Genomic DNA, 24,054 nt, shown 5'->3' on the forward strand with positions numbered 1-24,054 from the left:
CCGGATCAGGATTACTTGATCTTGGCTTCCTTGTACTCGACATGCTTGCGTACAACCGGATCGTACTTCTTGATAGCGATCTTTTCCGGAGTGTTACGCTTGTTCTTCTTGGTCGTGTAGAAGTGACCAGTGCCTGCTGAAGATACCAGCTTGATTTTCTCGCGCATGATGCGGCTCCTTATACTTTCTCGCCGCGGGCACGAAGATCGGCCAGCACAGCGTCAATGCCTTTTTTGTCGATGATGCGCATACCTTTGGTGGAAACGCGCAGCTTCACGAAACGCTTCTCGGATTCAACCCAGAAACGGTGGTTCTGCAGATTCGGCAGAAAACGGCGACGAGTGTGGTTCATCGCGTGGGATACGTTGTTACCGGATACCGGACGCTTACCGGTAACCTGACAAACTCTGGACATACTTGCCTCCGACCTGAGCAGTGGTCTCAATCAATACGAATTCGTTTTTAATGCGTCTCTGGTTGCCGGGGAGCCCGTTCGCTCCCTGTTCGCGCCTTTAAACGGAACGCTGCCTGCCAGACGCCGCCAGAAAGGGACGCTTTTATACCAGAACTCGCCCCCCAACGCAAAAAATTGTTGGGAATTTGGCCAGCCTCCGGGGCGTCATTTTGCTGACAGTTACATCAGTCCTCTTTCGGCAAGCGATATTACCTCACCGTGGCCGACAACCATATGGTCAAGAACCCTGATATCCACCAGGCCCAGGGCCTCCTTCAAGCGACGGGTCAGGGAAATGTCGGCCTGGCTGGGTTCGGCGACACCCGAGGGATGGTTGTGGGCGAAGATCACCGCGGCGGCATTGTCCTCCAGGGCCTGGCGAACCACCTCCCGGGGGTAGACGGCGGCGCCGTCGATGGTGCCACGGAACAGCTCCCGGTAGTGGATGACCCGGTGGCGGTTGTCCAGGAACAGGCCGGCAAAGACTTCATGGGGGTAGGTCCCGAGCCGGCTGGTCAGAAACCGGCGGGTGTCTGCCGGTGAGCGCAACGGGTCGCCCTGTCGTAAAGGCTCGTCCATCACCCTCCGGGCCATCTCCATGGCCGCCTTTACCTGGGCATACTTGGCGGTGCCCAGCCCCCTGACCTGGCAGAATTGCCGGCGCGAGGCGGTCAGCAGGCCCCGCAGGCCGCCAAACTCGTCAATCAGGTGCCTCGCCAGAGTCATCACCGGCGTTCCGGTGGTCCCGGTGCGCAGGAAGATGGCCAGTAATTCGGCATCGGACAGGGATTCGGGGCCGTGAGCCAACAGGCGCTCACGGGGGCGCTCGTCGGCGGGCCAGAAGGGGGTGGGCATGCTTGGCTTCCTTGCATCCGGTTTGAGTCGTGCCGGTGCTTCCTGCACCGTGGTTGGTTTCTCAGGGTTACAAAGGTTACTTGAAAAAGTAACATTCGGTAAATGTTAAGATTCCTGCGCCCTGCTGTTCCCGATAACCGGGCGTGCTATCTTATAACCCTTTTCAATATAAGGAATTGTGGAGCCGGTATGGGCGCCAAACGAATTCTGTTGGGAGTGACCGGTGGCATTGCCGCCTACAAGTGCGCCGAGCTGGTGCGACTGCTGAAAAAAGCGGACTGCGAGGTTCGAGTGGTGATGACCTCTGGCGCCGAGGCTTTCGTGACGCCGCTGACCTTCCAGGCGCTCAGCGGCGAGCCGGTGCGGACGTCGCTGCTGGATCCCGAGGCCGAAGCCGGGATGGGCCATATCGAATTGGCCAAGTGGGCAGAGCAGGTCGTCGTGGCACCGGCCTCGGCCAATTTCATCGCCCGCCTGGCCAACGGCCTGGCGGATGACCTGCTGACCACCGTCTGTTGTGCGACCGATGCACCCATTGCCATCGCGCCGGCGATGAATCAGGCCATGTGGCGCAATTTCCGGACGCAGCGCAATCTGGCGATGCTGAATGAGGACCCCCAGGTAACGGTCTGGGGCCCTGATCAGGGCGAGCAGGCCTGCGGTGATACGGGGCCCGGCCGGATGCTGGAGCCGGAGACCCTGGCAGCACTGATTCTGGATCAAAGGTCGGGTCCGCTGACCGGCAAGCGGGTGGTGATTACCGCGGGTCCGACCCGGGAGCCGCTGGACCCGGTCCGATACATCAGCAACCATAGTTCGGGCAAGATGGGCTATGCATTGGCCGATGCCGCCAGGGCTGCCGGCGCCAGGGTCATCCTGGTCAGCGGACCGGTGACGATTGCGCCGCCACCGGGAGTGGACGTCCGCCCGGTAATGACTGCCGAAGACATGCTCGCCGAATCCATGGCCGCGGTCGATGAGGGCTGTGATGTCTTTATCGCGACCGCCGCGGTGGCGGATTACCGCCCACAGACCTGCGCCGATGACAAGATCAAGAAGGCCAGTGAGGCCATGTCCCTGGCGCTGGTGCGCAATCCCGACACGCTGGCGACGGTGGCAGCGCGCGCCGATGCACCCTTTACCGTGGGCTTCGCGGCAGAAACGACCGATGTGGCCCGCTATGCCACCGACAAGATGGCCCGGAAGAAGCTGAACATGATCGTCGCCAATGACGTTTCTGCACCCGGGTTGGGCTTCAATAGCGACAACAACGCGGTCACGGTGTTCTGGCCCGGGGGGCAGGAGCATATCGGACCCGACCGCAAACACACCATTGCCACCCGGCTGGTGGCCCTGATTGGCGAACACCTGGAAGCAACTTCATGACCAAAAAGACCCTGCAAGTCCGGATCCTTGACGACCGGATCGGTACCAGTATCCCGTTCCCCGAATATGCAACTGAAGGTTCTGCGGGGCTGGATCTCAGAGCCTGCCTGAAAGAGCCGCTCGTGCTGGAGCCGGGCCAGACCGATCTGATCCCCACAGGTTTGTCGATCCACATTGCCGATCCCGCCCTGGCGGCCATGATTCTTCCCCGCAGCGGGCTGGGCCACAAGCACGGTATTGTGCTTGGCAATCTGGTGGGCCTGATCGACTCCGATTACCAGGGCGAGTTGATGGTTTCGTGCTGGAACCGGGGCAACACCACGTTCACGGTGAATGTTGGCGAGCGGATCGCTCAGCTGGTATTGGTGCCGGTGGTGCAGGCCGATTTTGAGGTAGTGGATGAATTTGATGCCAGTGACCGGGGGGAGGGCGGCTTCGGCTCCACAGGTAGCCACTGATTGCCCCGGGGCATACCGGCTGTTTTCGGGCCGGCTATACTTTGCGGATGACGGCTCGTTCAGGACGAAAAATAACAGCGCAGGATAGATTATGAAGCTCGGCTGGAAAAAGTCTTCAGAAGACAGGTCAGGCGAAAAGCCAGCGAAAAGCAAAGCGACGGGCAGGGGCAAGACGTCCGGGCCCCGGCTCAAGCGTCTGACTTCCATCGCGGCCGGCCAGGCTCTGATCGTGGTGCTGGCCGGGATCGCCTCCGTCGCGTTGCTGCACTTCATGGTGGTCCTGCCCTCCGGCAGCGAGCGCCTCGAGATCCAGCAAAACCACGAGGTGGAGGCTGCGGCCGAGCGACTGAACCGCTATCTCGAGCTGTTGCAACAGGGCGTCGAGGGCCTGGCGTCCCAGGCCTACGTCAGGCAGTCCGTGCAGGGCGGAGGATCGGAAGGCGAGGCGGAGCAGCAGCTCGCGGGAGCCCTGCCGGGTGTCCAGGCCGCGTACCTCTTTCCGGCCGGAGCCATTCCCCGCTCCGTCGATGATGATGCCCTGCTGGGTTTCGCCGGCCTCGAGCTGGCACGCACGGCGGAAGCCGGTGGCAAGCTTTATCCGGATGCTTTCCCGAGAGACGATCGCTGGTTCGTGCAGGTCGCCAGCCCCGTTCGCAATCCCGGGGGCGGCGCCGCCATCGGCAGTTTGCTGATGGTATTCGAAGCGTCACGGCTGCAGCCGCTGTTGTCCGTGGTCAATCCGGATCTGGGCGGCCAGCTCGCGCTGGTACAGACGGTCTCCGGTACTGCAAGGACCGTTGTGAGCAAGGGAGCCGGCAATGGCGAGCCGGTCAGCCGCACCCTGGTTAATCCCGACTGGTCTGTGGCCTATAGGCCGGCTCGGGTGCCGGCCCCGCCGGTGGACACGATGGTCATCGCCCTGATGGTGGGTGTGCCTGTGCTGATCGCCGCTGTTGCGGTGTGGCTCCTGCTGGGCAGCGCCCAGCGCAGTCTGCGGCAGGATGTGGCTTCCCTGGTCCAGTGGGCCCAGAAGGTTTTCGGCGGCGAGCGTTCGAGGCCGCCCGGCTTCCGCTGGGACATGATTGCCTCCACCGGTGAGGTCCTGTACCGGTTGTCCCAGGCCGTGGACAAACGTATGGCCCGTAGCTCGGGTGCGGCAACTGCCAAACAGGGGGTGCGTCCGCCGAAAGCGGGAGCGGAGGAAGAGCCGCTGTTCCAGGACAAGGATGTGCTCGACATCGATATGATGGACGGGGACGAGGATGTGCTGGGTTTCAGTGGCGACACCAGTCCGCCAGAGCGTGAAGCCACTCCGCAAGCCTTCCCTGCCGAAGGTCCGGACCTGCAGCTGTCTCCCGAGATCTTCCGGGCCTACGATATCCGCGGCATTGTCGGTGAGACCCTGTCCGAGGATGTGGTTCGCGTTATTGGTCAGGCCATCGGTTCTGAAGCGGTTGCCAGGGGTGTCGGAGCGCTCTGTGTCGGGTATGACGGGCGCCATTCCAGCCCCGGGCTGGCGGATGCGCTGGCTCAGGGCGTCATGGCAGCGGGCTGTAATGTCATCCATATCGGCGCGGTGCCCACCCCGGTGCTCTATTTTGCGACCCATGAACTGCAGACCGGCTCTGGCGTGATGGTGACCGGCAGTCACAATCCGGCCAATTACAACGGTCTGAAAATCATGCTCGGCGGGGAAACGCTTTCCGGTGAGGCCATCCAGCAACTGTACCAGCGGGTTGAGGCCGGTGATCTGGTTACCGGGCAGGGCGAGGAATCCAGCCAGGACGTGCGCCGGGCCTACCTCGACCGGATTGTGGGGGATATTGCGGTTGCCGCGCCTCTCAAGGTGGTCGTCGATGCCGGTAACGGCATCGCCGGGGAGCTGGCGCCGATACTTATCGAGGAGCTGGGGTGTGAGGCAATTCCCCTGTACTGCGAGGTGGACGGCGATTTTCCCAACCATCATCCGGATCCTGGCAAGCCGGCCAACCTGGAAGACCTGATTGCCCGGGTCCAGGCCGAGGGCGCGGATCTCGGTGTTGCCTTCGACGGTGATGGCGACCGGCTCGGCGTGGTGACCAATACCGGTAAAATCATCTGGCCGGACCGGCTGCTGATGCTGTTTGCCCGGGATGTGGTGTCGCGTAATCCCGGTGCCGATGTGCTCTACGACGTCAAGTGCAGCCGCCTGCTCGCCAATGTGATCTCCGAAGCCGGCGGCCGGCCGATCATGTGGAAAACCGGTCATTCGCTGATGAAGGCCAGGATGAAGGAAACGGGCGCCCTGCTGGCCGGCGAAATGAGCGGTCACATCTTCTTTGGCGAGCGCTGGTACGGGTTCGATGACGGGCTCTATTCTGCGGCCCGGCTGCTGGAAATCCTGGGTATCGAGGATCGTCACTGTGACGAGGTGTTCGAGGATTTCCCGGAGGATGTGAGCACTCCCGAGCTCAATGTCGAAGTGACCGAGAGCAGCAAGTTCGACATCATTGAGCGCCTGGGTGCCGAAGGGGATTTTGGTGATGGCAGCATCAGTACCATTGACGGTATTCGCGTAGACTATGCCGACGGCTGGGGTCTGTGCCGGGCCTCCAACACCACGCCGGTGCTGGTACTCCGGTTTGAAGGTGAGACCCAAGAGGCCCTGGACCGGATCCGGGAGGTGTTCCGGGAGCAGTTGCAGCGGGTGGCTCCCGATATCGTGACCGACTTCTGACCCTGCTGAATGCCCCGGTGGCCCGGGCGGGTTGTCAACGTTTTTTCAAAGGTAAGGAACAACATGGCGCTGGATCGTGAAACAGCAATGCAGGTGGCCTCGGTACTGAGCCGGGGCCTGCCTTATATCCAACGGTTCACCGGCAAGACGGTGGTGATCAAGTATGGCGGCAACGCCATGGAGAACGAGGATCTCAAGAGCAGCTTCGCCCGGGACGTGGTGCTGATGAAGCTGGTGGGCATCAACCCGATCGTGGTTCATGGCGGCGGGCCCCAGATCGGCGAACTGCTGGAGCGCCTGAATATCGAATCCCGGTTCGTGAACGGTATGCGGGTCACCGATTCCGAGACGATGGATGTGGTGGAGATGGTGCTCGGCGGTCAGGTCAACAAGGAAATCGTATCGCTGATCAATGCCCATGGCGGCACCGCAGTGGGTCTGACCGGTAAGGATGCCAACCTGATCCGGGCCCGCAAGCTCGAGGTGGTCAACCGGTCCCCGGAGCTGGAGCGCCCGGAAATCATCGACATCGGCCACGTTGGCGAGGTGGCCAGTGTAAACGTGGAAGTCATCGAGATGCTGACCCGCAGCAATGTGATTCCGGTGATTGCACCCATCGGGGTGGGGCCGGATGGCGCCTCCTACAACATTAATGCCGATCTGGTGGCGGGTAAGGTCGCGGAAGCCATGAAGGCGGAGAAGCTGATCCTGCTGACCAACGTTTCCGGTCTGAAGAGCAAGGATGACAAGGTTCTCACCGGCCTGACTGCGCAACAGGTGAACGAGCTGATCGAGGACGGCACCATCCATGGTGGCATGCTGCCCAAGATCCGCTGCGCCCTGAGTGCGGTGGAGAACGGAGTCCGTACTTCCCACATCATTGATGGACGGGTTGCCCACGCTTGCCTGCTGGAAATCTTTACCGATGAGGGTGTCGGCACCCTGATTTCCCGCAACTGATTCCCGAGGAGTTTCCGGATGAAGCGGTTGCTGACCCTGTTGATTGTACTCGTCTTCCTGACCTTTGCGGCTTTCAAGGGGGCTGTCTGGTGGTTGGCAGACCAGCGCCTGGCAGAGGCCCGTCTGGCCTTGGACGAGTACGGGGTGCTTGAGCGGGGCAGTATCGGGTCCGGTGCCGACGGGCGGCTGGTACTGACCAACGGACGGTGGCAGGATTTTCGTCTGACCCAGCCCCTGGAGTCGGGGCGTGTCGAATTCGACGCCGGCTCGCCGGTGGCGCTGCTGACCGCCCTGGCCGACCCGGGCGAGCTGCCTGGGGAGTGGTTGCTCCGGGCTGAGGGGCTGGGGTTAAAGCTTGACGCCACCATGTTCCGGAACTGGGTAACGGCCGAAGGCACCAATGTAGAGGGAGACCCGGCACTGCTGGTGCTGCCCTGTGCGCCGGATCCGCGACAACAACTGGGCAGTGGTGATCTGATGCGGATGGGCATCACTGGCCTGGCCGGTGAGCTTCTGGTGCAGCAGACCGCCAACGGGCTGTATGGAGAACTGAACACCGCTGGTACCGGCAGTCTGGAGTTGGACTGGCCAGGTGCCCGGCTGGATCTCATGGCGCCGGAAGATACGCTGGCCAGTTCGGATGCTCCGATGGCGATCACCGTCAGGGATGGCGGTCTGATGCGTCGTGTCGCCGCCTACTGTTCCCGGGAGGCGGGGCTGGACACCATGGAGTGGGCCCGCCGCGCTACCGGCGCCCTGGAGCAAGGTTTGAATGCCCGGGGGCTTGCCGCCAGTGAGCAGTTGCTTGCACTTTACCGGCAGTGGCTGCTGGAGGGGGGTGAGCTGAAATTTGCCATCGAGCCCTCAGAGCCCTGGTTGGGAATCCCGGTCAGGGAAGCGGACTCAGAAGGTCAGGGGGCTGGCTGGGAAGTGGCGTACAATGGGGCGGGTGTCCCGGACATATACCTGGAGATCCTGCCGCCGGAGCCTGAGACGGCTGGGGAAAGCGAGGAAGAGTCCCCGGATACCAACGGAAACCCGGCGGTGCAGGAGTGGTATGTCGAGCCTGTCGGGACCGCCGGGCAGTGGATCGGACGGCAGGTCAGGGTTACCCTTTCCAATGATAATGTGGTGGAAGGTCGCCTGGTCAGCGTCAGTGATCGTGAGCTGGAAGTGGCCCGGGTAGTGGCCGGCGGCGAGGTGGCCTATCCGATGCTGTTGCGCGCGGTGTCCGGATTCGAGGTCTGGCGCCGTGGCCGGAGTGAATGACATCCGATTACCCTTGGTCACCCCGGATGGGGTTGAGAGATAACTATGGCACAGTCCGCAGACACCGGGGCGGCGGTCCCGGAACTCAGGGAAATGCTGGCCCGGCTGATTTCCTTGCCCTCGATCAGCAGTGCTTCGCCCGAGTGGGATCACAGTAATGAGGCGGTGGTTCGTACCCTTGCCGAATGGCTGGAACCCCTGGGCTTCGTGGTGGAGATCCTCGAAGTGCCGGGCATGCCCGGCAAGTTCAACCTTATTGCCACTCTTGGGCGGGGGCCGGGCGGGCTGGTGTTGTCTGGCCATACCGATACCGTGCCGTTCGATGACAAGCGCTGGCAAAGCGATCCCTTCACCCTGACCGAGCGGGACAACCGCTGGTATGGGCTGGGTACCTGTGACATGAAGGGCTTCTTCCCGCTGGCGATCGAGGCGGCACGGGCCTATTCGGGAACGACGCTCAAACAACCGCTGATCATTCTCGCCACGGCGGATGAAGAGAGCTCCATGAACGGCGCCCGCGCGCTGGCCGAGGCCGGCAAGCCCGAGGCCCGCTATGCGGTCATCGGTGAACCCACCAGCCTCAGGCCGGTACGGATGCACAAGGGCATCATGATGGAGCGCCTGAAGTTCGAGGGGCAGTCCGGCCACTCCTCCAACCCGGCCCTCGGCCGCAATGCCATGGAGGGGATGCACGAGGCCCTGACCGAACTGCTGGCGCTTCGGGGTCAGTGGCAGGAGAAATACCGGAATGCCAACTTTGAAGTCCAGTTTCCCACCCTGAACCTGGGCTGCATTCATGGCGGGGATAACCCCAACCGCATCTGTGCCCAGTGCGAGCTGCACTTCGACCTCCGGCCGCTTCCGGGCATGGCCATGGAGGACCTTCGGCAGGCGATTCTGGCCAGGGTCCAGCCGGTTGCCGAGCGGCGGGATCTGGGGCTGGTTTTCGAACCCCTGTTCGACGGTGTGCCACCGTTCGAGACGCCCGCCGATGCCGCGCTGGTGCGAGCCTGTGAAAAACTCACGGGGCATACCGCCCATGCCGTGGCCTTTGCCACGGAAGCACCGTGGCTCCAGAAGCTGGGCCTGGAGACTCTGGTGATGGGGCCGGGGTCCATTGACCAGGCGCACCAGCCGGACGAATACCTGGAGCTGTCCCAACTGGAACCCACAGTGCGGATACTCCGGGGACTGATCGAGGAGTTTTGCCTGTGACGGAGAAACGGAATTGAATTCGAACGACTGGTTGCACGGTTTCCGTCATTCATCACCCTACATCAATGCCCATCGTGGCCGGACGGTGGTGCTGACCATTCCGGGCGACGCCATCGAGCACGGCAACTTTATCAATATCATTCACGATATTGCCCTGCTGAGCAGTCTGGGTGTGCGTCTGGTGGTGGCCTTTGGTGCCCGCCCACAGATCCAGGCCCGTCTGGACGGCGCCAGTGTACAGTCCCGTTTTGAACGTGGCCTGCGGATCACCCCCGAACAGCATTTGTCGATGGTGATGGAAGCCATTGGCGGTCTTCGGGCCTACCTGGAGAGCCAGCTGTCCATGGGACTGGTCAACTCTCCCATGCACAATGCCCGGATCCGGGTCAGTAGTGGCAACTTCGTCACAGCCCGCCCCGTGGGTGTGCTGGACGGGGTAGACTTCGGTTACACCGGTCGGGTCCGGCGGATCGATGCCAGCGGTATCGAGAAGCTGCTGGAATTGGGCCACATCGTGATATTGCCCCCCATGGGCTACTCGCCCACGGGCGATGCCTTCAACCTGTCCTATGAGGATGTGGGCAGTCAGGTGGCGGCGGCGCTGCAGGCCGAGAAACTGATTGTGTTCATCGATGATGAGGGGCTGCTGGAGGAGGACGGCACCCTGATCCGGGAACTGTCGGCCCGGCAGGCCTCGGAGCGCCTGGCGGCAGGTGCTGTCACGGGGCACGATGCGGATCTCCTCAAGGCGGCCTGCGATGCCTGCGTCAAGGGTGTTCGTCGTGCGCACATCATCAGTTACGTCGACGACGGGGCGTTGCTGGGCGAACTGTTCACCCGGGACGGGTCCGGTACCCTGGTCAGCGGTGACACCTACGAGCAGATCCGCCAGGCCCGGGTGGAAGACATCGGTGGCATCCTCGAATTGATCCAGCCCCTCGAAGAGCAGGGCGTTCTGGTGCGGCGCTCCCGGGAAATGCTGGAGACCGAGATCGACCGGTTCGTGGTGGCAGAGCGGGACGGCACTATTGTCGGTTGTGCCGCCCTGTACCATTATCCGGAGGAAAGCGCGGGAGAGCTTTCCTGCTTTGCCGTTGACCCTTCCTATCGCCGGGCTGGCAGGGGTGATGACATCCTGGCCATGATCGAGAGGCTGGCCCGTGGTCAGGGCATCCAGAAGTTGTTTGTTCTTACTACCCAGACCGAGCACTGGTTCCGGGAACGCGGTTTCCTGCCCTCAGGTGTCCAGTCCCTGCCGGGCCCCAAGCTGGCCTCGTATAACAGCCAGCGCAACTCAAAGGTCTTCTTCAAACCTTTGTGAAAGCTGGGCCAGCGCCGCCTCACGCTTGGCCGGTGGTTGCTGTCCCAGCTCTTCCACGGCCCGGTAGAAGGCCGGGAAATCATGATCATGATCTGACAACAGCTGGCGGAACCCGGGTACGAACTGGTTATACTGCCGGAACAGGGCCAGGTTGGCGTTGTTCAGCGTGACCGGGGCCGGTCCGAACGGTCCGGGTTCGGTCCAGGACCGGGAGAGCTCCCCGTAAGCCTCGGCCAGTCGGGCCAGGATCCCCTGTTTCCGTTGCCGCACAGTTTCCGGTCCCAACGTCTCCAGTTGGTTGTAGAGCTGGTCCAGCTGGCTGGTGGCCTCCCGGACCAGTGCCAGGGTCTGGTTCCTCCGTTGCAGTCTGGCCAGCGCCTCCTCGAACCGATCCGCCTCCCCGCGGTGCTCCAGCCAGGTTCGCAGTCCTTCCAGCTCGACCGCAGTGGCAAAACTTTCATTGAATGTGGTGTCCTCGGAAATGTAGACCACCCGGTGTGCCAGTTCGTGAAACATGAGCGCGACCATCCGGTCCTCATCAAGACGGGTAAACCCGCTGTGCAGAGGGTCGTCAAACCAGCCCAGAGTGGAGTAGGCCGTAACGCCTCCGATAAAGGTGTCATAACCCTTATCCCGGAACCCGGCCTGCTCGCGCCTGGCATCGTCGAGGCTGAAGTAACCCCGGTAGGCCTGGCAACCGACCATGGGGTAGCACCAGCTGTGGGGTTTCAGGGAAAACTCCGGTACCGCCACCAGGTTTACCACCACCCAGGGGTGATCGAGTTGCACGTATTCCAGGTAGGCTTCGCCCACCGGCAGCGCCAGTCGTTCTCCGGCGAAACGTCTGGCCTCCAGTGCCAGTTCCAGTTTTTCCCGTAGCTCGGAGCGTGTTTCTGCGTCACCGATAACCTCGGCCACCGGTTCGGCCCGGGTCATCAGGCTGAAATGACCGGAAATTGCCTGGGTGTAGTAGCCAATGGTCGTACACCCGGTAAGGCCGGTTATCAGTAGCAAAAGAAGATAGATCTGACTAAGCTGTTTCATGGAACTGGGTGTTATACTTGGGTCGGTTTCCCGTCGGGATTTCGCCACTATAGTACAGCTGTAATGCCCATAGTAGCCGGTGGCGTTATCCACCGTTTCAGGGACCCAAACCGGACTCGGGGTGTTCCAGGGTCGGATGGTGGTACGAAAAATCAGGTTGTTCATGGAATCAAGAGAACGTCGTAGAAGTCCCCGCCAACCGATCAAGCTGGCAGCCCAGATCGATCTGGGAGGTGGTGAATCCTGGCCTTGCCAGATCGCGGACTTTTGTGCAGAAGGTCTGTTTGTCCGTTATTCCGCTGACACCTCCAGAAAGCTGGACCAACTCTTCGCCCGGGGCGCAAAGCCCGAGCTGATCGTGCGTTTCCGTGGTGCCGAAGGGCACCGGGCTCACGAACTGCATGTCAGTATCGTGCGCCGTATCGACGGTGCCATGGGTGTGAACTTCACCCGCTCGAATCCCGACGCGTTGGACGCCATGCTTGCCCAGTGCGGCAGCTCCCGTCACCAGGAACGTTCCTCACTGCATGCCCCGAATGACCGCATCCAGTTTGTCCTGCACCAGTGCGCGAAGGCCGTGACCCAATTCATTGAGCCCCTGATGGATGCCTGCTTTGTCCAGATGGTTGCCGGCCTGAAGCAGGCGGCCCAGAAGGCCGCCAACGACCAGCTCGCAAACGAGTTCATGGATTCCACGGGGCAGATCCAGGCCCGGCAGCGGGTCATCTGGCACCATATGTCGCGTAACCTGGAGTCTCCCCTGAAACCGGCTCCCAAAGGCTTTCCGGGGTCGGAGCTCTCCATCGTCGACAAGGGCGAGTTCGAGGACTGGCTGACCATCCGGGTGATGGTGACCAAGGCGGATACCCAGTACCGGGGTGACCTGTTGCAGCTGAAGCTGCGCCTGGACAAGCTCGCGATTGCCAATGCCACCGGCCATCACAATCCGCTCGGGCCGGCACTGGTGTGCGAAGCCTTTCACGCCGGCCTCAGCCAGCTGAAGCTGTCCCGGGAAGTGGAGAAAGTGTGCCTGAAAGTGTTCGAGCAGACGGTGCTGCAACAGCTGGGGCCCCTGTATAAGGAGCTCAACAACATTCTCATCCGTCATGGTGTGTTGCCGGACCTGGATCTGAGCAAGTACCTCAGTGAGAAAACCGTCCGGAAAGCCACGCCCGAAAAAACGAAGCAGCCCGAGCCGGTTCCCGAAGGCCCGAAGCCGGCCCCCTCCCGGGTAGAGCCGATCCGTAAAGCGACTACCGGACGCGCCAGCGCTTCTGTCGGGCGCGCGGGTCAGGAATTTCGCGGCTACGCACAGGCCGCCCAGACCGCCTTCGCCACGGTACGCAATCTGATTTCCACCCTGTCTGCTAGCCGGATCGCGAGCGGCGACGGGGAGCCCATGCCCTTTCCACCCAATGCCCAGCCGTTATCAGCGGGTGAGCTCCAGCGCGAGTTGCAGCAGCTTCAGCTACAGGAGCGGGAGCCAGTGGCGGCGGATGTGCCCCTGAAACAGCGTGTGATCGAGAGGGTAAGGGAGTGCGGCGATCACCGCCTGGACGAAGAGCAGGAGGAAACGGTGGACGTGGTCGACCGCTTCTTCCGCAGCGTGGTGGAAAGCCCCAAGCTCAGCGACTATGCCCAGAACCGGATACGCCAGCTGGAGGTTCCGGTCCTCAAGGTGGTCATGCGTGATCCGGCTTTTTTCGACGATCAGGACAGCCCGGTACGCGGCGTCATGAACCGCCTGGCCCAGCTTGGCGTGAAAGGCGGCCGGGTGAATCCGGTGGTGCAGCGCAAGGTTGATGAGCTGATCCAGCGGATCAACACGGACTTTGAGCAGGACACCGGTGTCTTCGAACAGACCGTCCAGGAGCTGGATGTCCTGATTGATCGCCAGAACCTGGTATACCGCCGCAATGTAGAACGGGTTACTGCCGCCGCCGAGGGGGCCCAGAAGGTGGCGGAGTCCAAGAAGGCGGTGGCCGAGGTGCTCAACCAGCGGGTGGCAGGCCGCAAGGTGCCGAAAGCGGTTCTCAGCCTGCTTGATGGTGGCTGGCGGGATCTGCTGTCGTTGACCTGGATCCGGCAGGGTCCGGACAGTCAGCTCTGGCACGACTACCTGTCCGTGGTCGATTCGCTGCTGGCCTTCGGCGACGATCCGGGCAGCAGCATCAATCTCCCGGAATTGCTTCGGATGATCCAGGATGGTCTCGCCTCGATATCCAGCAATCACATGCCCTCTTCCCAGATCCGTAACGAACTCAAGCAGTTCCTGGTGCGCCGGCCCGATCAGCGGCCGGAGATGGTGGAGGTGCCGCCGGCCCGCACCGACGCGGATGAGCAACGGGAAGTCTCCGACCGTGAGCAGCGCAGTCTCCAGCGCTGGATCAACCGTGCCCAGCAGCTGCGCACCGGGGACTGGTTGAGGGACCAGGAAAATCCGGACAAGCCCCAGTATATCCGACTGGTCTGGGTTGCCCGTGGGTTCAGTCGCTTCGTGTTTGTGAACCACCAGGGTATGCGGGTGGTGGAGCTGGAGCTGGAGGCTCTGGCCCGGCAGATGCGCAAGGGTATCATCGTGCCGGATAACCAGTACGAGCGCCCACTGGTGGATGAGAGCATCGATCGCATGGTGCGGAAGGTTTATGACCAGCTGTCCTGGGCCTCCACGCACGACGAGCTGACCGGCCTCCTGGGGCGTCGGGAATTCGAACGCATGCTGGATCAGCAGCTGGCCCGTCGAGAAGACGAGCGGGCACTGGTGCGGCTGGATCTCCGACGCTTCCGGATTCTCAACGATACGGCCGGTTACCAGGCCGGAGACGATGCCCTGAAACAGGTGGCGGATCTTCTTTGCAGCCATGTGGGTGACGGGATGCCTGTAGCGCGCCTGGCGGGCAACGAATTTGCGATGCTGGTGCCCGGCGAGGATGCCGGGGAAATTGCCGGTAGCCTGATCCAGGCGATCGAGTCAGCCGAATTCAGCTTCAACGGGCGCAGTTACCGTTTGTCCGCCAGTGTCGGTATCGTGCCGGCATTGCCGGGTCTGGTGAACGCCGAACGCTGGTTGCGGGCTTCGGAGCAGGCGCTGGCCAAAGCCAAGCAGCAGGGGCATGGCCAGGTGGTGGAATACGTGCCGGATGCCAATGACCAGGCGCGTCAGGAACAGATTGCCGCCAAGGTCGCCAGCCTTGGAGACCTGAACGAGGAGCGCATGCTGCTCCGCTGCCAGAAGATCATCCCGTTGCACGGCCGCACTTCCATGTCGCCCCAGTACGAGATCCTGATCAGCATGTACGACGATGCCGGGAACCTGATCACGGGACGGGATTTTGTCCGGATGGCCGAACGCTACGACCGCATGCAGGCGGTGGATCGCTGGGTGGTCGGACGGATGCTCGATTGGCTCAGGGAGCGTCAGCCGGATCCCCGTCATCTGGGGGGCGTCTGTATCAACCTGTCCGGCTTCAGTCTGAATGACCAGACTCTTCTGGAGTTCATCTACGAGAAGCTGAGCAAAAAGGATGCGCCAATAGAACGGATCTGGTTTGAACTCACGGAAGCATCGGCCATCAACGATATCGAGTCGGTGGCAGAGTTCATTCGCGAGATGAAGGAGCTGGGCTGCCGGTTCTGCCTGGGTAATTTCGGCAGTGGTCCCAGTTCGTTCAATTTCATGCGCTCACTGCCGGTGGACCTGATCAAGATCGACAGCGCTTTCACCAGCCAGCTCACCACCAGCGAGATGGACCGGGCGATGGTCAGATCCATGGTGGAGATGGCCCATTACATGAAACGGGAGGTCATTGCCTCAAAGGTTGAATCCCGCGAGGTTCTGGATATGCTGAGGCAGTTGGGCGTGGATTACGCCCAGGGATTCGTGGTGGAGAAACCCCGATCCCTCGACAGCCTTCTGTAAACCGGGACAGGCGGAGTGCATGTCAAAGCGTCATCCGATTATTGCCGTGACCGGCTCCAGTGGTGCGGGCACCACGACAACCGGGCAGATCTTCAGTCGCATGTTCGCCAGTGAGGGGCTGCGCGCCGCCATGGTCAGCGGGGACAGCTTCCACCGCTATAACCGGGAGCAGATGGCCCGACTGGCCGCCAAGGGGCAGTTTGGCGAGCGCAACCACTTTGCGCTGGCGGCCAACCACATCGACAAGCTTGAGGCCCTGTTCTACGACTATGGCCATACCGGTAATGGCCGCTACCGACAATATGTCCATGACGAGGATCACGCCCTGATCAGCGCCGGGCACAAGGCGGGTACCTTCACACCCTGGGGGCCGCTGCCGGCAGATACCGATCTGTTGTTCTACGAGGGCTTGCACGGTGGGGTGGTGAGCGATACCTACAACATCGCCCAGTACGTGGATCTGTTGATCGGGGTCGTTCCCATCGTGAACCTGGAGTGGATCCAGAAGATCCATCGGGATACCCACAAGCGCGGCTACAGCCAGGAAGCCGTCGTCCAGACGATCGTCAACCGCATGGACGACTACGTCCACGATATCGTGCCGCAGTTCTCCCATACCCACATCAACTTCCAGCGGGTGCCACTGGTGGACACCTCCAACCCGTTCGTGGTCCGGGATGTACCCACCGAGGACGAGAGCATGGTGGTGATCCGGTTCCGGGACCCTTCGGAAGTGAAGTTCACCCAGATGTTGCAACTGATCTCCGGCAGTACCGTGTCGCGCCACGATACCCTGGTGGTTCCGGGCCCCAAAATGGCGCTGGCGATGGACCTGGTGTTGCGCCCCATGGTCCAGCGCCTGATGAGTCGAAGGACCTACGCCTGAACCATCACGCGGTTAACCGGCCGTCCCGGTAGTCCCGAAGCGCCTGTTCAATTTCCTCACGGGTGTTCATCACGAACGGACCATACTGGACTACCGGTTCACCGATAGGCTTACCGGCGATCAGTAGCAGGCGGGCGCCGGCCGTTCCGGTAGTAACGGTAATACGGTCACCCTGGCCAAGAATGCTGGCGGTACTGGACCTGAGTGCCGTTTCACCGAGCCGGGCTTCACCCTGATACAGATACAGCATGGCGTTGTGGCTCTCCGGCACCGGCAGACTGACGCGACCGTCGGAACCCAGCTGGATATCGGCATAAATGGGCTGGGTGCTGCGATCGGCAACCGCGCCCCGATGGAGGGCCCCGTCAACAGTGATCGTGCCGGCGATCAGTTTGATGCGGCCGCCGTCCAAGGCGATCTCCGGAATGTCTTCCGGCTGGATGTCACGGTAGCCGGCGGCGGTCATCTTTTCCGCAGCGGGCAGGTTCAGCCATAGCTGGAAGCCGCGCATGACCCCTTCTTCCTGTTGGGGCATCTCCGAGTGGATGATGCCACGGCCTGCGGTCATCCACTGGACCCCGCCGTTGCGGAGATCACCCCGGTTACCCAGATGATCCTCGTGAAGCATGTGTCCCTCGATCATGTAGGTGACGGTCTCGAAACCCCGGTGGGGATGGGACGGGAAGCCGGCAATGTAGTCGGCGGCGTCGGCCGAACCGAACTCATCCAGCATCAGGAAGGGGTCCAGACGCACCGAAGGGTGCTGTCCAAGGGAGCGCTTGATGCGGACTCCGGCGCCGTCGGATGTCTCGGCACCGGGAATGACCTGTGCCACGTTGCGTTCTGTCATGACTGACCTCCTGCCAAAAGGATCCGGGAACCGCCGGTTCAGGCGGTCAGGGTTTCAATGCTGCGGTCGGCTTGCTGCAGGGCGGCTTCTTTCTGCTCTTCGCCCATGTTCAGGCCCTCGGCGTAGACGAAATGCACGTCCTTCAGACCCAGTAGACCCAGGAACGACTTGAGGTACGGCGTCTGCGAGTCATTCGGGGTGCCGGCATACATGCCGCCACGCGCTGCCAGGACATAAACCGGCCGGTCTTCCAGCAACCCCACGGGACCATTTTCAGTGTAGCGGAAGGTTACACCGGCCCGTGCGATATGATCGAAGTACGCCTTCAGGGGTGACGGGATACCGAAGTTGTACATGGGCACACCCATGACAATGATGTCTGCATCTGCAATTTCCTGGATCAGCGAATCTGAATAAGCCACTACCTGTTGCTGGTTGTGGTCGCGATGGTCGGGGTTGCTCAGGAACGCGCCAAAGCGGTCGGCGTCCAGGTGTGGCACCGGTTCGGCGGCCAGATCACGGTGCGTGATGCGGGTTGGCCCATGGCTCTGGTGAAGCTGCTCCAGCGTCCGGTTGACCAGCTGGGAGGACTGTCCGTCCTGCCCGAAAATGCTTGCGGTAATAACGAGAATGTTCTTCATGTTCAAGGCCTCTGCGGGAACTCAATGGGTATGAGGCTATTGAACTGCGAGGGGGAAAAAGATGAAATCGGAGAATCTTGCAGGCTTTATTCAGAATATTTGATGGAGTGTCCGGCGCGCCCCGCGGGGCGCGCCAGGCCGGACCGAGGGCCGGCTATTCCACATTCCGGGAGTAGAAAATTTCCAGCATCTCGCGACGCAGCCGATCCTCGATTGACTGGGCTTCTTCCGGGTCCAGATCGCTGGCATTGACGCCGAACACATAGTTATCCAGCTTGAAGTTCTTCAGCATCATCTTGGTGTGGAACAGGTTTTCCTGGTACACGTTCACATCGATCATCTGATACGCATTCTGGGTATCCTCTGTCAGATAGTTCTGGATCGAGTTGATGTCGTGATCGATGTAATGCTTGGTGCCGTCCACGTCCCGGGTGAAGCCGCGTACGCGGTAATCCACGGTCACCACGTCGGAGTCGAAGCTGTGAATCAGGTAGTTCAGTACCTTCAGCGGCGAGATCAGGCCACAGGTGGAGACGTCGATGTCTGCCCGGAAGGTGCTGACGCCATCGTGGGGATGACTCTCCGGATAGGTGTGAACGGTGACGTGGCTCTTGTCGAGATGCGCAACGATGGTATCCGGCAGCGGACCCGGAGATTCCTCGTTGTTGGCTTCGCCGTCGGTCAGTTCATGCTCGGCGATGAGCATGGTCACGGACGCCCCGTGGGGTTCGTAATCCTGTCGGGCGATGTTGAGGACGTTGGCGCCGATGATCTTGACCACGTCGGTCAGAATCTGGGTCAGTCGCTCGGCGTTGTACATCTCATCGATGTAATCGATGTAGGCTTCGCGTTGCTCTTCGGTCTGCGCGTAACAGATGTCGTAGATGTTGAAGCTCAGTGATTTGGTCAGGTTGTTGAAACCGTGCAGTTGGAGTTTGGTTTCCATGCTCAGCCCCTCCGGACATTGGAGATGAATGACTGCAGGGCTCTACCTTGGGGTTAGCCCTGCCGAGGCCGCCACCGACTACTGACCAGGTTTGTATACCTTTTGCGCAGACCGGCGGAGAAGGCGCGTATTATGCACACCGCAAGTGACGTTGAATAGTATTTGCAATGACATTTTAGCATTCGTAGTTTCCGTCGGTTCCGGACTGCCGGTGAGGCTCTATTCGGCCTCCCGGATCTCGTGGCTGTGCGTGATCTCAACCCCGGCACTTTCCAGCATGATGGAGGCAGAGCAGTACTTCTCCGCCGACAGGCTTACGGCCCGTTGTACCTGCTTTTCCTTGAGGTTGTGCCCGGTAACCACGAAATGCAGGTGGATTCGGGTAAACACTGCCGGCACGGCGTCGGCGCGTTCCGCTTCCAGTTCAGCGTGGCAGGCCGTCACGTCCTGGCGGCTCTTCCTGAGTATGCTCATCACATCAAAGGAGGAGCATCCGCCGAGACCCATCAGCAACAACTCCATGGGGCGGGGACCCAGATTCTGGCCGCCATGATCCGGCGGTCCGTCAATCTGCACGCTGTGGCCGGTACCACTGGTGGCCCTGAAACTGGCATTGCCGGTCCAGTCGACGGTTGCTTTCATATCGTGAGGGTCTCCGTTGGTCAGAACAAGGGATAATGAGGCCGGATGCTAGCACAGTCAGAGTCCCCGGGCAGCTGCCGAAAACGGTATCGAGATCAAGGTGTGCGCTCTTTCCGGTTGCCCGGCATTGGCCTTCTTGTTATAAGTTGGCGTGTTTTTGAAGAAAAAGTAACGAACCCGCAGGGAAAGCCGGGTGAATAATAACCATCGGGACCCGCCAGTATCTGAGGAGGCATGACTCGCACTATGGCTACCATCGTCAAGCCGGTTGAGCAGAAAACCAAGCACCTGGACTATTTCCTGTCCCAGTGCCACCGCCGGCGTTACCCCGCCAAGAGCACCATTATCTACGCTGGTGACAAGAGTGATTCCCTGTTCTACATCGTCAAGGGTTCCGTCACCGTCATTATCGAGGATGACGATGGCCGTGAGATGATCATGGCCTACCTGAATGCCGGTGACTTTTTCGGCGAAATGGGCCTCTTCGACAACATGGACTCCCGCAGCGCCTGGGTGAAAGCCAAGACCGAGTGCGAGGTGGCCGAGATCAGCTACACCAAGTTCCGGGAAATCGCCCAGCAGGATCCCCGGGTGCTGTACTTCATTGGCGAGCAGATGGCCTCCCGCCTGCGGCAGACGACCCGCAAGGTGGGTGATCTGGCGTTTCTTGATGTTACCGGACGCGTGGCCCGGACCCTTCTGGACCTGTGCAAGGAGCCGGATGCCATGACCCATCCCGACGGTATGCAGATCAAGATTACCCGTCAGGAAATCGGCCGCATCGTCGGTTGCTCCCGGGAGATGGTGGGCCGGGTGCTGAAGACCCTGGAAGACCAGGGACTGGTGCGGGTCAAGGGCAAGACCATGGTGGTCTACGGTACCCGTTAAGCCCCGCGAACCCCTGCGAATTCCCTGATTGCGTCCGCCACCAGGCCGGGCGCAGTCAGTGGCGCCCAATGCGGCGCGTCCACCTCCCTTCGGGTCAGCTTGCCTGTCCAGCGGGCCTGGCCATCAAACAGTTGTGCTCCCACGTAGTTGTCGCCTTTGGGGATGATGAGCTGGACCGGACACTGCGCGTATCGCGCTGCCGGTCGCAGCAGGCGGGGCAGGAAGTTGGCACGGTAGAGCTTGACGCCGAACCTCCCGTCTCCTTTCTGAAGCTCGCTGAAACGGGCATCGGCAACACCCTCGTATCTCTTCAGGATACCCGGCCAGAGCCGGTCCAGCCCCAGCCGCCAGAGCGTTTCGGGCAAGACGGGCACCTGGAACAGAAAAACGTACCAGGAGCTGGCCAGTTGCCGGAATACCCTGGCCGTGCCGCCGCCGCGCAGGTCTGTGGCCTGTTCCCTCAGCCAGTAACCCACGTGATCCAGACAGGGGCCCGAGATGGAGGAGTACGAAAGAATCCGCCCTTGAAGAGGGCCCGCTGCCACGGATTCCCAGCTCTGGATCGAGCCCCAGTCGTGGGCCGCGAGGTGGAAGGCCCGCTCTGGCAACAGCTGATCGACCACGGCCTCCAGGTCACCGGCCAGGTCACTGAGCCGGTAGTCCCGCGTCCAGCGGGGTTTGTCGGAGAGGCCGGCCCCCCGGACATCGTAGCGCACCAGGTAAAAATCGCGGGCCAGTTCGGCAACGACCCGGTCCCAGACATGGAGGTTGTCCGGGTAGCCATGGACGAGCACAAGGGGTTCGTTTTCAGGGTTGCCGTCAGTGACAGCGTGGAGCGTGATCTTGCCACTGCGCACGCGATGATTGACCCGGTTCATGACGACTCCTGTCGGTGACGTTGGATGACTACGGACAGGGTAACCGTTGGTGCCGGGCCACGCTGCGGCCAAATGGGCCATCGGCCGGTCAGCCGGTGTCAGTCGACAATAGCCACCGACTTGATCTGCATCCAGACCCTTTGGCCTGGCTGCAGGGACAAGGCATGCACCGAGCGGCTGGTGAGCCTGGCGAGGAAGGGCGTAGCACCGGCGACCAGACGGACCATGGACGTTCCGGGACTGAGGTCCGAGGCGATTTCGTCAATGGTGGCCGGCACCAGGTTCTGAATGCTTTGCTCGGTATGCTCGCCCAGGGCAAGGCTGATATCCCTGGCCAGTACCTGCAGCCGGATCCGTTGGCCGGCGGTGAGTCCATCGTCGTCCCGAAGCCAGAGATGGCCGCCATCAAAGTCTGCCCGGCACAGATGCCACTGCGGATCCCGCTCGCCGACCACCGCCTCCATGATGACGCCGGCATCCTTTTCCAGGCCAAAAGGCTGATCAGTCCGGGCGAGCGTCTCTTGCAACGGGCCGTCGGCGATGACCCGACCGTTATCCATCATCACGATATGATCCGCCAGCCGGGCCACCTCACTGGTGGAGTGGGAGACATAGAGGATCGGAATCGCCAGGGAATCCCTCAGGGTTTCCAGGTAAGGCATGATTTCCCGCTTGCTTCGGGCATCCAGCGCCGACAGCGGCTCGTCCATCAGTAACAGATCCGGGCTGGTCAACAGGGCCCGGGCAATGGCAACACGCTGGCGCTCACCGCCGGACAGGCGCTGGGGCATGCGGTCAAGCAAATGCCCGAGGCCGAGCCAGTCAACAGCCTGCTCAAAGGTGACATGACGTCGGGAATCGGGAATCCGGCGGAAGCCGTAGAGAAGGTTCCTGCGCACCGTCAGATGTGGGAACAGACTGGTCTCCTGGAAGACGTAGGCCAGTGGTCTCCGGTGCACCGGCAGGTTCCGGGAGCCATCCTGCCAGGTGTCACCGCTAACCCTCAGGGTGCCTTCGGCAGGCTGGAGCCCCGCAATACAGCGCAGCAGGGTGGTCTTACCACAGCCCGAATGGCCGAAAAGCGCCGTGACACCCGTCCCGGGCAGTTCCAGGTCAACGTCGAGCTGAAAGGTCCCGAAGCCACACCGGAAGCGTGCCTCGATTACTCTGGTGTCGGTCATTTGACAACTCCGGACTGGAGTCGGCCATTGAGGCTGTACAGCGTCAGCAGGACGACGAACGAGAACGCCAGCATACCGGCGGCCAACCAGTGTGCCGAGCCGTAGTCCAGCGCCTCGACATGATCATAGATGGCGACCGACAGGACCTTGGTTTCGCCGGGAATATTTCCACCGATCATGAGGACCACGCCGAATTCGCCCACGGTGTGGGCGAACGTCAGGACCGCCGCGCTGAGGAACCCCGGGCGCGCCAGAGGCAGCACTACGGTGAAGAAACGGTCGCGCGGCGATGCCCGAAGCGTTGCGGCAACTTCAAGCAAACGCTGGTCTATGGTGGCAAAGCTGTTCTGCAGTGGCTGAACGGTGAAGGGCAGGGAATAGAGGATCGAGGCAATCACCAGGCCCTCGAAGGTGAACGGCAGCAGGCCGATGCCCAGTTGTTCGGTCAGTTGCCCTACCAGGCCATCCGGTCCCATCAGGATCAGCAGGTAGAACCCCAGGACGGTCGGCGGCAGGACCAGGGGCAGGGCGATCAGCGCCGACACCGGTTGCCGTGACCAGTGCTGGCTTCGGGCCAGCCACCAGGCCAGTGGGGTGCCGATGATGAGCAAAAGTACGGTGGTGATGCCTGCCAGTTTCAGTGTCAGCCAGACAGCCTGCCATTCGGGGCCCATGAAGTCTCCGTTGCCTTGGTCCGCCGGCCTCAGGGCTCCGGCGCGTCACCGGTATCGTAGCCGTCTTTTTCAATGATTGCCCGCGCTTCTTCGCTGGCGAGGAAGTCCAGCCAGGCCCTGGCCGCTTCTGGATTTTCGCTCCGGGTCAACAGGATAGCCTGCTGTTCGATGGGCCGGTGCAGGGATGCAGGTACCACCCAGCTGGCCCCGCTCTCACCGTTCCAGGCGCGCAGTTGTGCGAGCGCAACAAAGCCTGCTTCGGCGTTGCCGGTGGCCACAAACTGGAAGGTCTGCGCGATGGAGTCGCCCCGGACCAGTCTCCGTCCGATGGTATCTTGCAGGCCGAGGGTGTCGAGCGCTTCCATGGCAGCAACTCCGTAGGGCGCGGTACGGGGGTTGCCGATTGCCAACCGGGCCCCTGCGTTGGCCGAAAGATAGGCCTCGGGGTCATTGAAGGCCTCCTGCGAGCGGCTCCACAGTGCCAGCCGACCGCGGGCATAGGTGAAACGGCTACCAGGCACCCCGAGTTCCTGCTGTTCCAGTAACTCCGGCCGTTCCCGATCGGCGGCGAGGAATACATCAAACGGTGCGCCCTGGCGAATCTGGGCGTAGAGTTTACCGGTGGATCCATAGCTGGCGCGGACTTGATGACCGGTGCGCTGTTCGAACAGCGGCATCAGTTTTTGCATGGTGCCGGTAAAGTTCGCTGCGACAGCGGCGGTCACCATGTCCGCGCTGGCGGAGAGGGAGAGCGTTGCCAGCAGCAGGCCGACCAGACCCGTGCGGTGGGAGCGTCGAGCGCGATTCCGACAGGTTTGCGTAGTAACAGCTTTTGCCATGCGTCTTCGGGGCTCGTTCCTGGGGGGTGTGG

The 24,054-nt window shown here is 61.6% G+C and carries 22 protein-coding genes; 10 read left to right on the forward strand and 12 right to left on the reverse strand.

Going from position 1 to position 24,054, the window contains the following annotated elements; genetic code table 11:
• Window positions 1-11 precede the first annotated feature (11 nt).
• From rpmG to radC, 3 genes are all read right to left on the reverse strand, one after another.
• On the reverse strand, window positions 12-167 hold the full coding sequence (rpmG, locus tag MD273_RS00645) for a 50S ribosomal protein L33 (protein WP_008939673.1): 156 nt from the start codon (window positions 165-167) through the stop codon (window positions 12-14).
• Window positions 168-178: 11 nt separating this feature from the next.
• Entirely contained in the window at window positions 179-415 is a 237-nt protein-coding gene (gene rpmB, locus MD273_RS00650; RefSeq protein ID WP_008939672.1) for a 50S ribosomal protein L28, read from the reverse strand.
• Window positions 416-634: 219 nt separating this feature from the next.
• A complete protein-coding gene (radC, locus tag MD273_RS00655) occupies window positions 635-1,309 on the reverse strand; it encodes a RadC family protein (protein WP_239035850.1) in 675 nt (224 codons plus the stop codon).
• Between the two features lie 189 nt (window positions 1,310-1,498).
• On the opposite strand from radC, the gene coaBC reads away from it, so the two are divergent.
• The 7 genes from coaBC (at window position 1,499) to argA (ending at window position 10,634) form a co-directional block, all read left to right on the forward strand.
• On the forward strand, window positions 1,499-2,695 hold the full coding sequence (gene coaBC, locus MD273_RS00660) for a bifunctional phosphopantothenoylcysteine decarboxylase/phosphopantothenate--cysteine ligase CoaBC (RefSeq protein WP_239035851.1): 1,197 nt from the start codon (window positions 1,499-1,501) through the stop codon (window positions 2,693-2,695).
• Window positions 2,692-3,153, forward strand: coding sequence for a dUTP diphosphatase (gene dut / locus MD273_RS00665; RefSeq protein WP_239035852.1), 462 nt, complete (start codon window positions 2,692-2,694; stop codon window positions 3,151-3,153). Before coaBC ends, dut begins: the two co-directional genes overlap by 4 nt.
• Window positions 3,154-3,244: 91 nt before the next feature.
• Window positions 3,245-5,869: a phosphomannomutase/phosphoglucomutase gene (locus MD273_RS19025; RefSeq protein WP_285229107.1), complete on the forward strand. Its 2,625-nt coding sequence runs from the start codon at window positions 3,245-3,247 to the stop codon at window positions 5,867-5,869.
• A 63-nt stretch (window positions 5,870-5,932) separates the two neighbouring features.
• Window positions 5,933-6,829, forward strand: coding sequence for an acetylglutamate kinase (gene argB, locus MD273_RS00675; RefSeq protein ID WP_239035853.1), 897 nt, complete (start codon window positions 5,933-5,935; stop codon window positions 6,827-6,829).
• An 18-nt stretch (window positions 6,830-6,847) separates the two neighbouring features.
• Entirely contained in the window at window positions 6,848-8,098 is a 1,251-nt protein-coding gene (locus MD273_RS00680; protein ID WP_239035854.1) for an acetylornithine deacetylase, read from the forward strand.
• A 45-nt stretch (window positions 8,099-8,143) separates the two neighbouring features.
• Window positions 8,144-9,313 (forward strand): acetylornithine deacetylase, encoded by a 1,170-nt coding sequence (gene argE, locus MD273_RS00685; RefSeq protein WP_239035855.1) that lies wholly within the window; start codon window positions 8,144-8,146, stop codon window positions 9,311-9,313.
• A gap of 13 nt (window positions 9,314-9,326) precedes the next feature.
• Window positions 9,327-10,634 (forward strand): amino-acid N-acetyltransferase, encoded by a 1,308-nt coding sequence (gene argA, locus MD273_RS00690; RefSeq protein WP_239035856.1) that lies wholly within the window; start codon window positions 9,327-9,329, stop codon window positions 10,632-10,634.
• On the opposite strand, the gene MD273_RS00695 is transcribed toward argA, so the two are convergent.
• Window positions 10,608-11,678: an aminopeptidase gene (locus MD273_RS00695; RefSeq protein ID WP_239035857.1), complete on the reverse strand. Its 1,071-nt coding sequence runs from the start codon at window positions 11,676-11,678 to the stop codon at window positions 10,608-10,610. The genes argA and MD273_RS00695 overlap by 27 nt on opposite strands.
• 163 nt (window positions 11,679-11,841) lie before the next feature.
• Between MD273_RS00695 and MD273_RS00700 the strand changes: the two genes are divergently transcribed.
• Complete coding sequence (locus MD273_RS00700; protein WP_239035858.1) at window positions 11,842-15,597, forward strand: DUF1631 family protein; 3,756 nt, start codon at window positions 11,842-11,844, stop codon at window positions 15,595-15,597.
• Window positions 15,598-15,616: 19 nt separating this feature from the next.
• Window positions 15,617-16,483, forward strand: coding sequence for a phosphoribulokinase (locus tag MD273_RS00705; RefSeq protein WP_239035859.1), 867 nt, complete (start codon window positions 15,617-15,619; stop codon window positions 16,481-16,483).
• A 4-nt stretch (window positions 16,484-16,487) separates the two neighbouring features.
• Here MD273_RS00705 and MD273_RS00710 read toward each other — a convergent pair whose 3' ends face one another.
• From MD273_RS00710 to MD273_RS00725, 4 genes are all read right to left on the reverse strand, one after another.
• Window positions 16,488-17,333, reverse strand: a complete 846-nt coding sequence (locus MD273_RS00710; protein WP_239035860.1) for a pirin family protein — start codon at window positions 17,331-17,333, stop codon at window positions 16,488-16,490.
• Between the two features lie 38 nt (window positions 17,334-17,371).
• Window positions 17,372-17,974 (reverse strand): FMN-dependent NADH-azoreductase, encoded by a 603-nt coding sequence (locus MD273_RS00715; RefSeq protein WP_239035861.1) that lies wholly within the window; start codon window positions 17,972-17,974, stop codon window positions 17,372-17,374.
• A gap of 154 nt (window positions 17,975-18,128) precedes the next feature.
• Window positions 18,129-18,920, reverse strand: a complete 792-nt coding sequence (speD, locus tag MD273_RS00720; protein ID WP_239035862.1) for an adenosylmethionine decarboxylase — start codon at window positions 18,918-18,920, stop codon at window positions 18,129-18,131.
• A 219-nt stretch (window positions 18,921-19,139) separates the two neighbouring features.
• Window positions 19,140-19,562 carry an OsmC family protein gene (locus MD273_RS00725; protein ID WP_239035863.1) on the reverse strand — a complete coding sequence of 141 codons (423 nt, stop codon included), beginning with the start codon at window positions 19,560-19,562 and terminating at the stop codon, window positions 19,140-19,142.
• A 246-nt stretch (window positions 19,563-19,808) separates the two neighbouring features.
• Between MD273_RS00725 and crp the strand changes: the two genes are divergently transcribed.
• Window positions 19,809-20,450, forward strand: coding sequence for a cAMP-activated global transcriptional regulator CRP (gene crp, locus MD273_RS00730; protein ID WP_007153756.1), 642 nt, complete (start codon window positions 19,809-19,811; stop codon window positions 20,448-20,450).
• On the opposite strand, the gene MD273_RS00735 is transcribed toward crp, so the two are convergent.
• From MD273_RS00735 to modA, 4 genes are all read right to left on the reverse strand, one after another.
• Complete coding sequence (locus MD273_RS00735; protein ID WP_239035864.1) at window positions 20,447-21,328, reverse strand: alpha/beta fold hydrolase; 882 nt, start codon at window positions 21,326-21,328, stop codon at window positions 20,447-20,449. The two genes, crp and MD273_RS00735, sit on opposite strands and share 4 nt — an antisense overlap.
• A 98-nt stretch (window positions 21,329-21,426) precedes the next feature.
• Window positions 21,427-22,509 (reverse strand): molybdenum ABC transporter ATP-binding protein, encoded by a 1,083-nt coding sequence (gene modC / locus MD273_RS00740; protein WP_239035865.1) that lies wholly within the window; start codon window positions 22,507-22,509, stop codon window positions 21,427-21,429.
• Window positions 22,506-23,183: a molybdate ABC transporter permease subunit gene (modB, locus tag MD273_RS00745; protein ID WP_239035866.1), complete on the reverse strand. Its 678-nt coding sequence runs from the start codon at window positions 23,181-23,183 to the stop codon at window positions 22,506-22,508. Before modB ends, modC begins: the two co-directional genes overlap by 4 nt.
• Before the next feature lie 29 nt (window positions 23,184-23,212).
• Window positions 23,213-24,022 (reverse strand): molybdate ABC transporter substrate-binding protein, encoded by an 810-nt coding sequence (gene modA / locus MD273_RS00750; RefSeq protein WP_239035867.1) that lies wholly within the window; start codon window positions 24,020-24,022, stop codon window positions 23,213-23,215.
• Window positions 24,023-24,054 lie beyond the last annotated feature (32 nt).

It is taken from the genome of Marinobacter sp. C7 (assembly GCF_022343555.1).
Lineage (GTDB): Bacteria > Pseudomonadota > Gammaproteobacteria > Pseudomonadales > Oleiphilaceae > Marinobacter.

Coding starts and splice junctions, on each gene's coding strand:
- argB (WP_239035853.1), top strand. CDS start 5,933: ATGGCGCTGGATCGTGAAACAGCAATGCAGGTGGCCTCGGTACTGAGC.
- MD273_RS19025 (WP_285229107.1), top strand. CDS start 3,245: ATGAAGCTCGGCTGGAAAAAGTCTTCAGAAGACAGGTCAGGCGAAAAG.
- radC (WP_239035850.1), bottom strand. CDS start 1,309: ATGCCCACCCCCTTCTGGCCCGCCGACGAGCGCCCCCGTGAGCGCCTG.
- modB (WP_239035866.1), bottom strand. CDS start 23,183: ATGGGCCCCGAATGGCAGGCTGTCTGGCTGACACTGAAACTGGCAGGC.
- argE (WP_239035855.1), top strand. CDS start 8,144: ATGGCACAGTCCGCAGACACCGGGGCGGCGGTCCCGGAACTCAGGGAA.
- dut (WP_239035852.1), top strand. CDS start 2,692: ATGACCAAAAAGACCCTGCAAGTCCGGATCCTTGACGACCGGATCGGT.
- speD (WP_239035862.1), bottom strand. CDS start 18,920: ATGGAAACCAAACTCCAACTGCACGGTTTCAACAACCTGACCAAATCA.
- coaBC (WP_239035851.1), top strand. CDS start 1,499: ATGGGCGCCAAACGAATTCTGTTGGGAGTGACCGGTGGCATTGCCGCC.
- MD273_RS00715 (WP_239035861.1), bottom strand. CDS start 17,974: ATGAAGAACATTCTCGTTATTACCGCAAGCATTTTCGGGCAGGACGGA.
- MD273_RS00680 (WP_239035854.1), top strand. CDS start 6,848: ATGAAGCGGTTGCTGACCCTGTTGATTGTACTCGTCTTCCTGACCTTT.
- MD273_RS00700 (WP_239035858.1), top strand. CDS start 11,842: ATGGAATCAAGAGAACGTCGTAGAAGTCCCCGCCAACCGATCAAGCTG.
- rpmB (WP_008939672.1), bottom strand. CDS start 415: ATGTCCAGAGTTTGTCAGGTTACCGGTAAGCGTCCGGTATCCGGTAAC.
- MD273_RS00705 (WP_239035859.1), top strand. CDS start 15,617: ATGTCAAAGCGTCATCCGATTATTGCCGTGACCGGCTCCAGTGGTGCG.
- modA (WP_239035867.1), bottom strand. CDS start 24,022: ATGGCAAAAGCTGTTACTACGCAAACCTGTCGGAATCGCGCTCGACGC.
- MD273_RS00735 (WP_239035864.1), bottom strand. CDS start 21,328: ATGAACCGGGTCAATCATCGCGTGCGCAGTGGCAAGATCACGCTCCAC.
- MD273_RS00710 (WP_239035860.1), bottom strand. CDS start 17,333: ATGACAGAACGCAACGTGGCACAGGTCATTCCCGGTGCCGAGACATCC.
- MD273_RS00695 (WP_239035857.1), bottom strand. CDS start 11,678: ATGAAACAGCTTAGTCAGATCTATCTTCTTTTGCTACTGATAACCGGC.
- crp (WP_007153756.1), top strand. CDS start 19,809: ATGGCTACCATCGTCAAGCCGGTTGAGCAGAAAACCAAGCACCTGGAC.
- modC (WP_239035865.1), bottom strand. CDS start 22,509: ATGACCGACACCAGAGTAATCGAGGCACGCTTCCGGTGTGGCTTCGGG.
- MD273_RS00725 (WP_239035863.1), bottom strand. CDS start 19,562: ATGAAAGCAACCGTCGACTGGACCGGCAATGCCAGTTTCAGGGCCACC.
- rpmG (WP_008939673.1), bottom strand. CDS start 167: ATGCGCGAGAAAATCAAGCTGGTATCTTCAGCAGGCACTGGTCACTTC.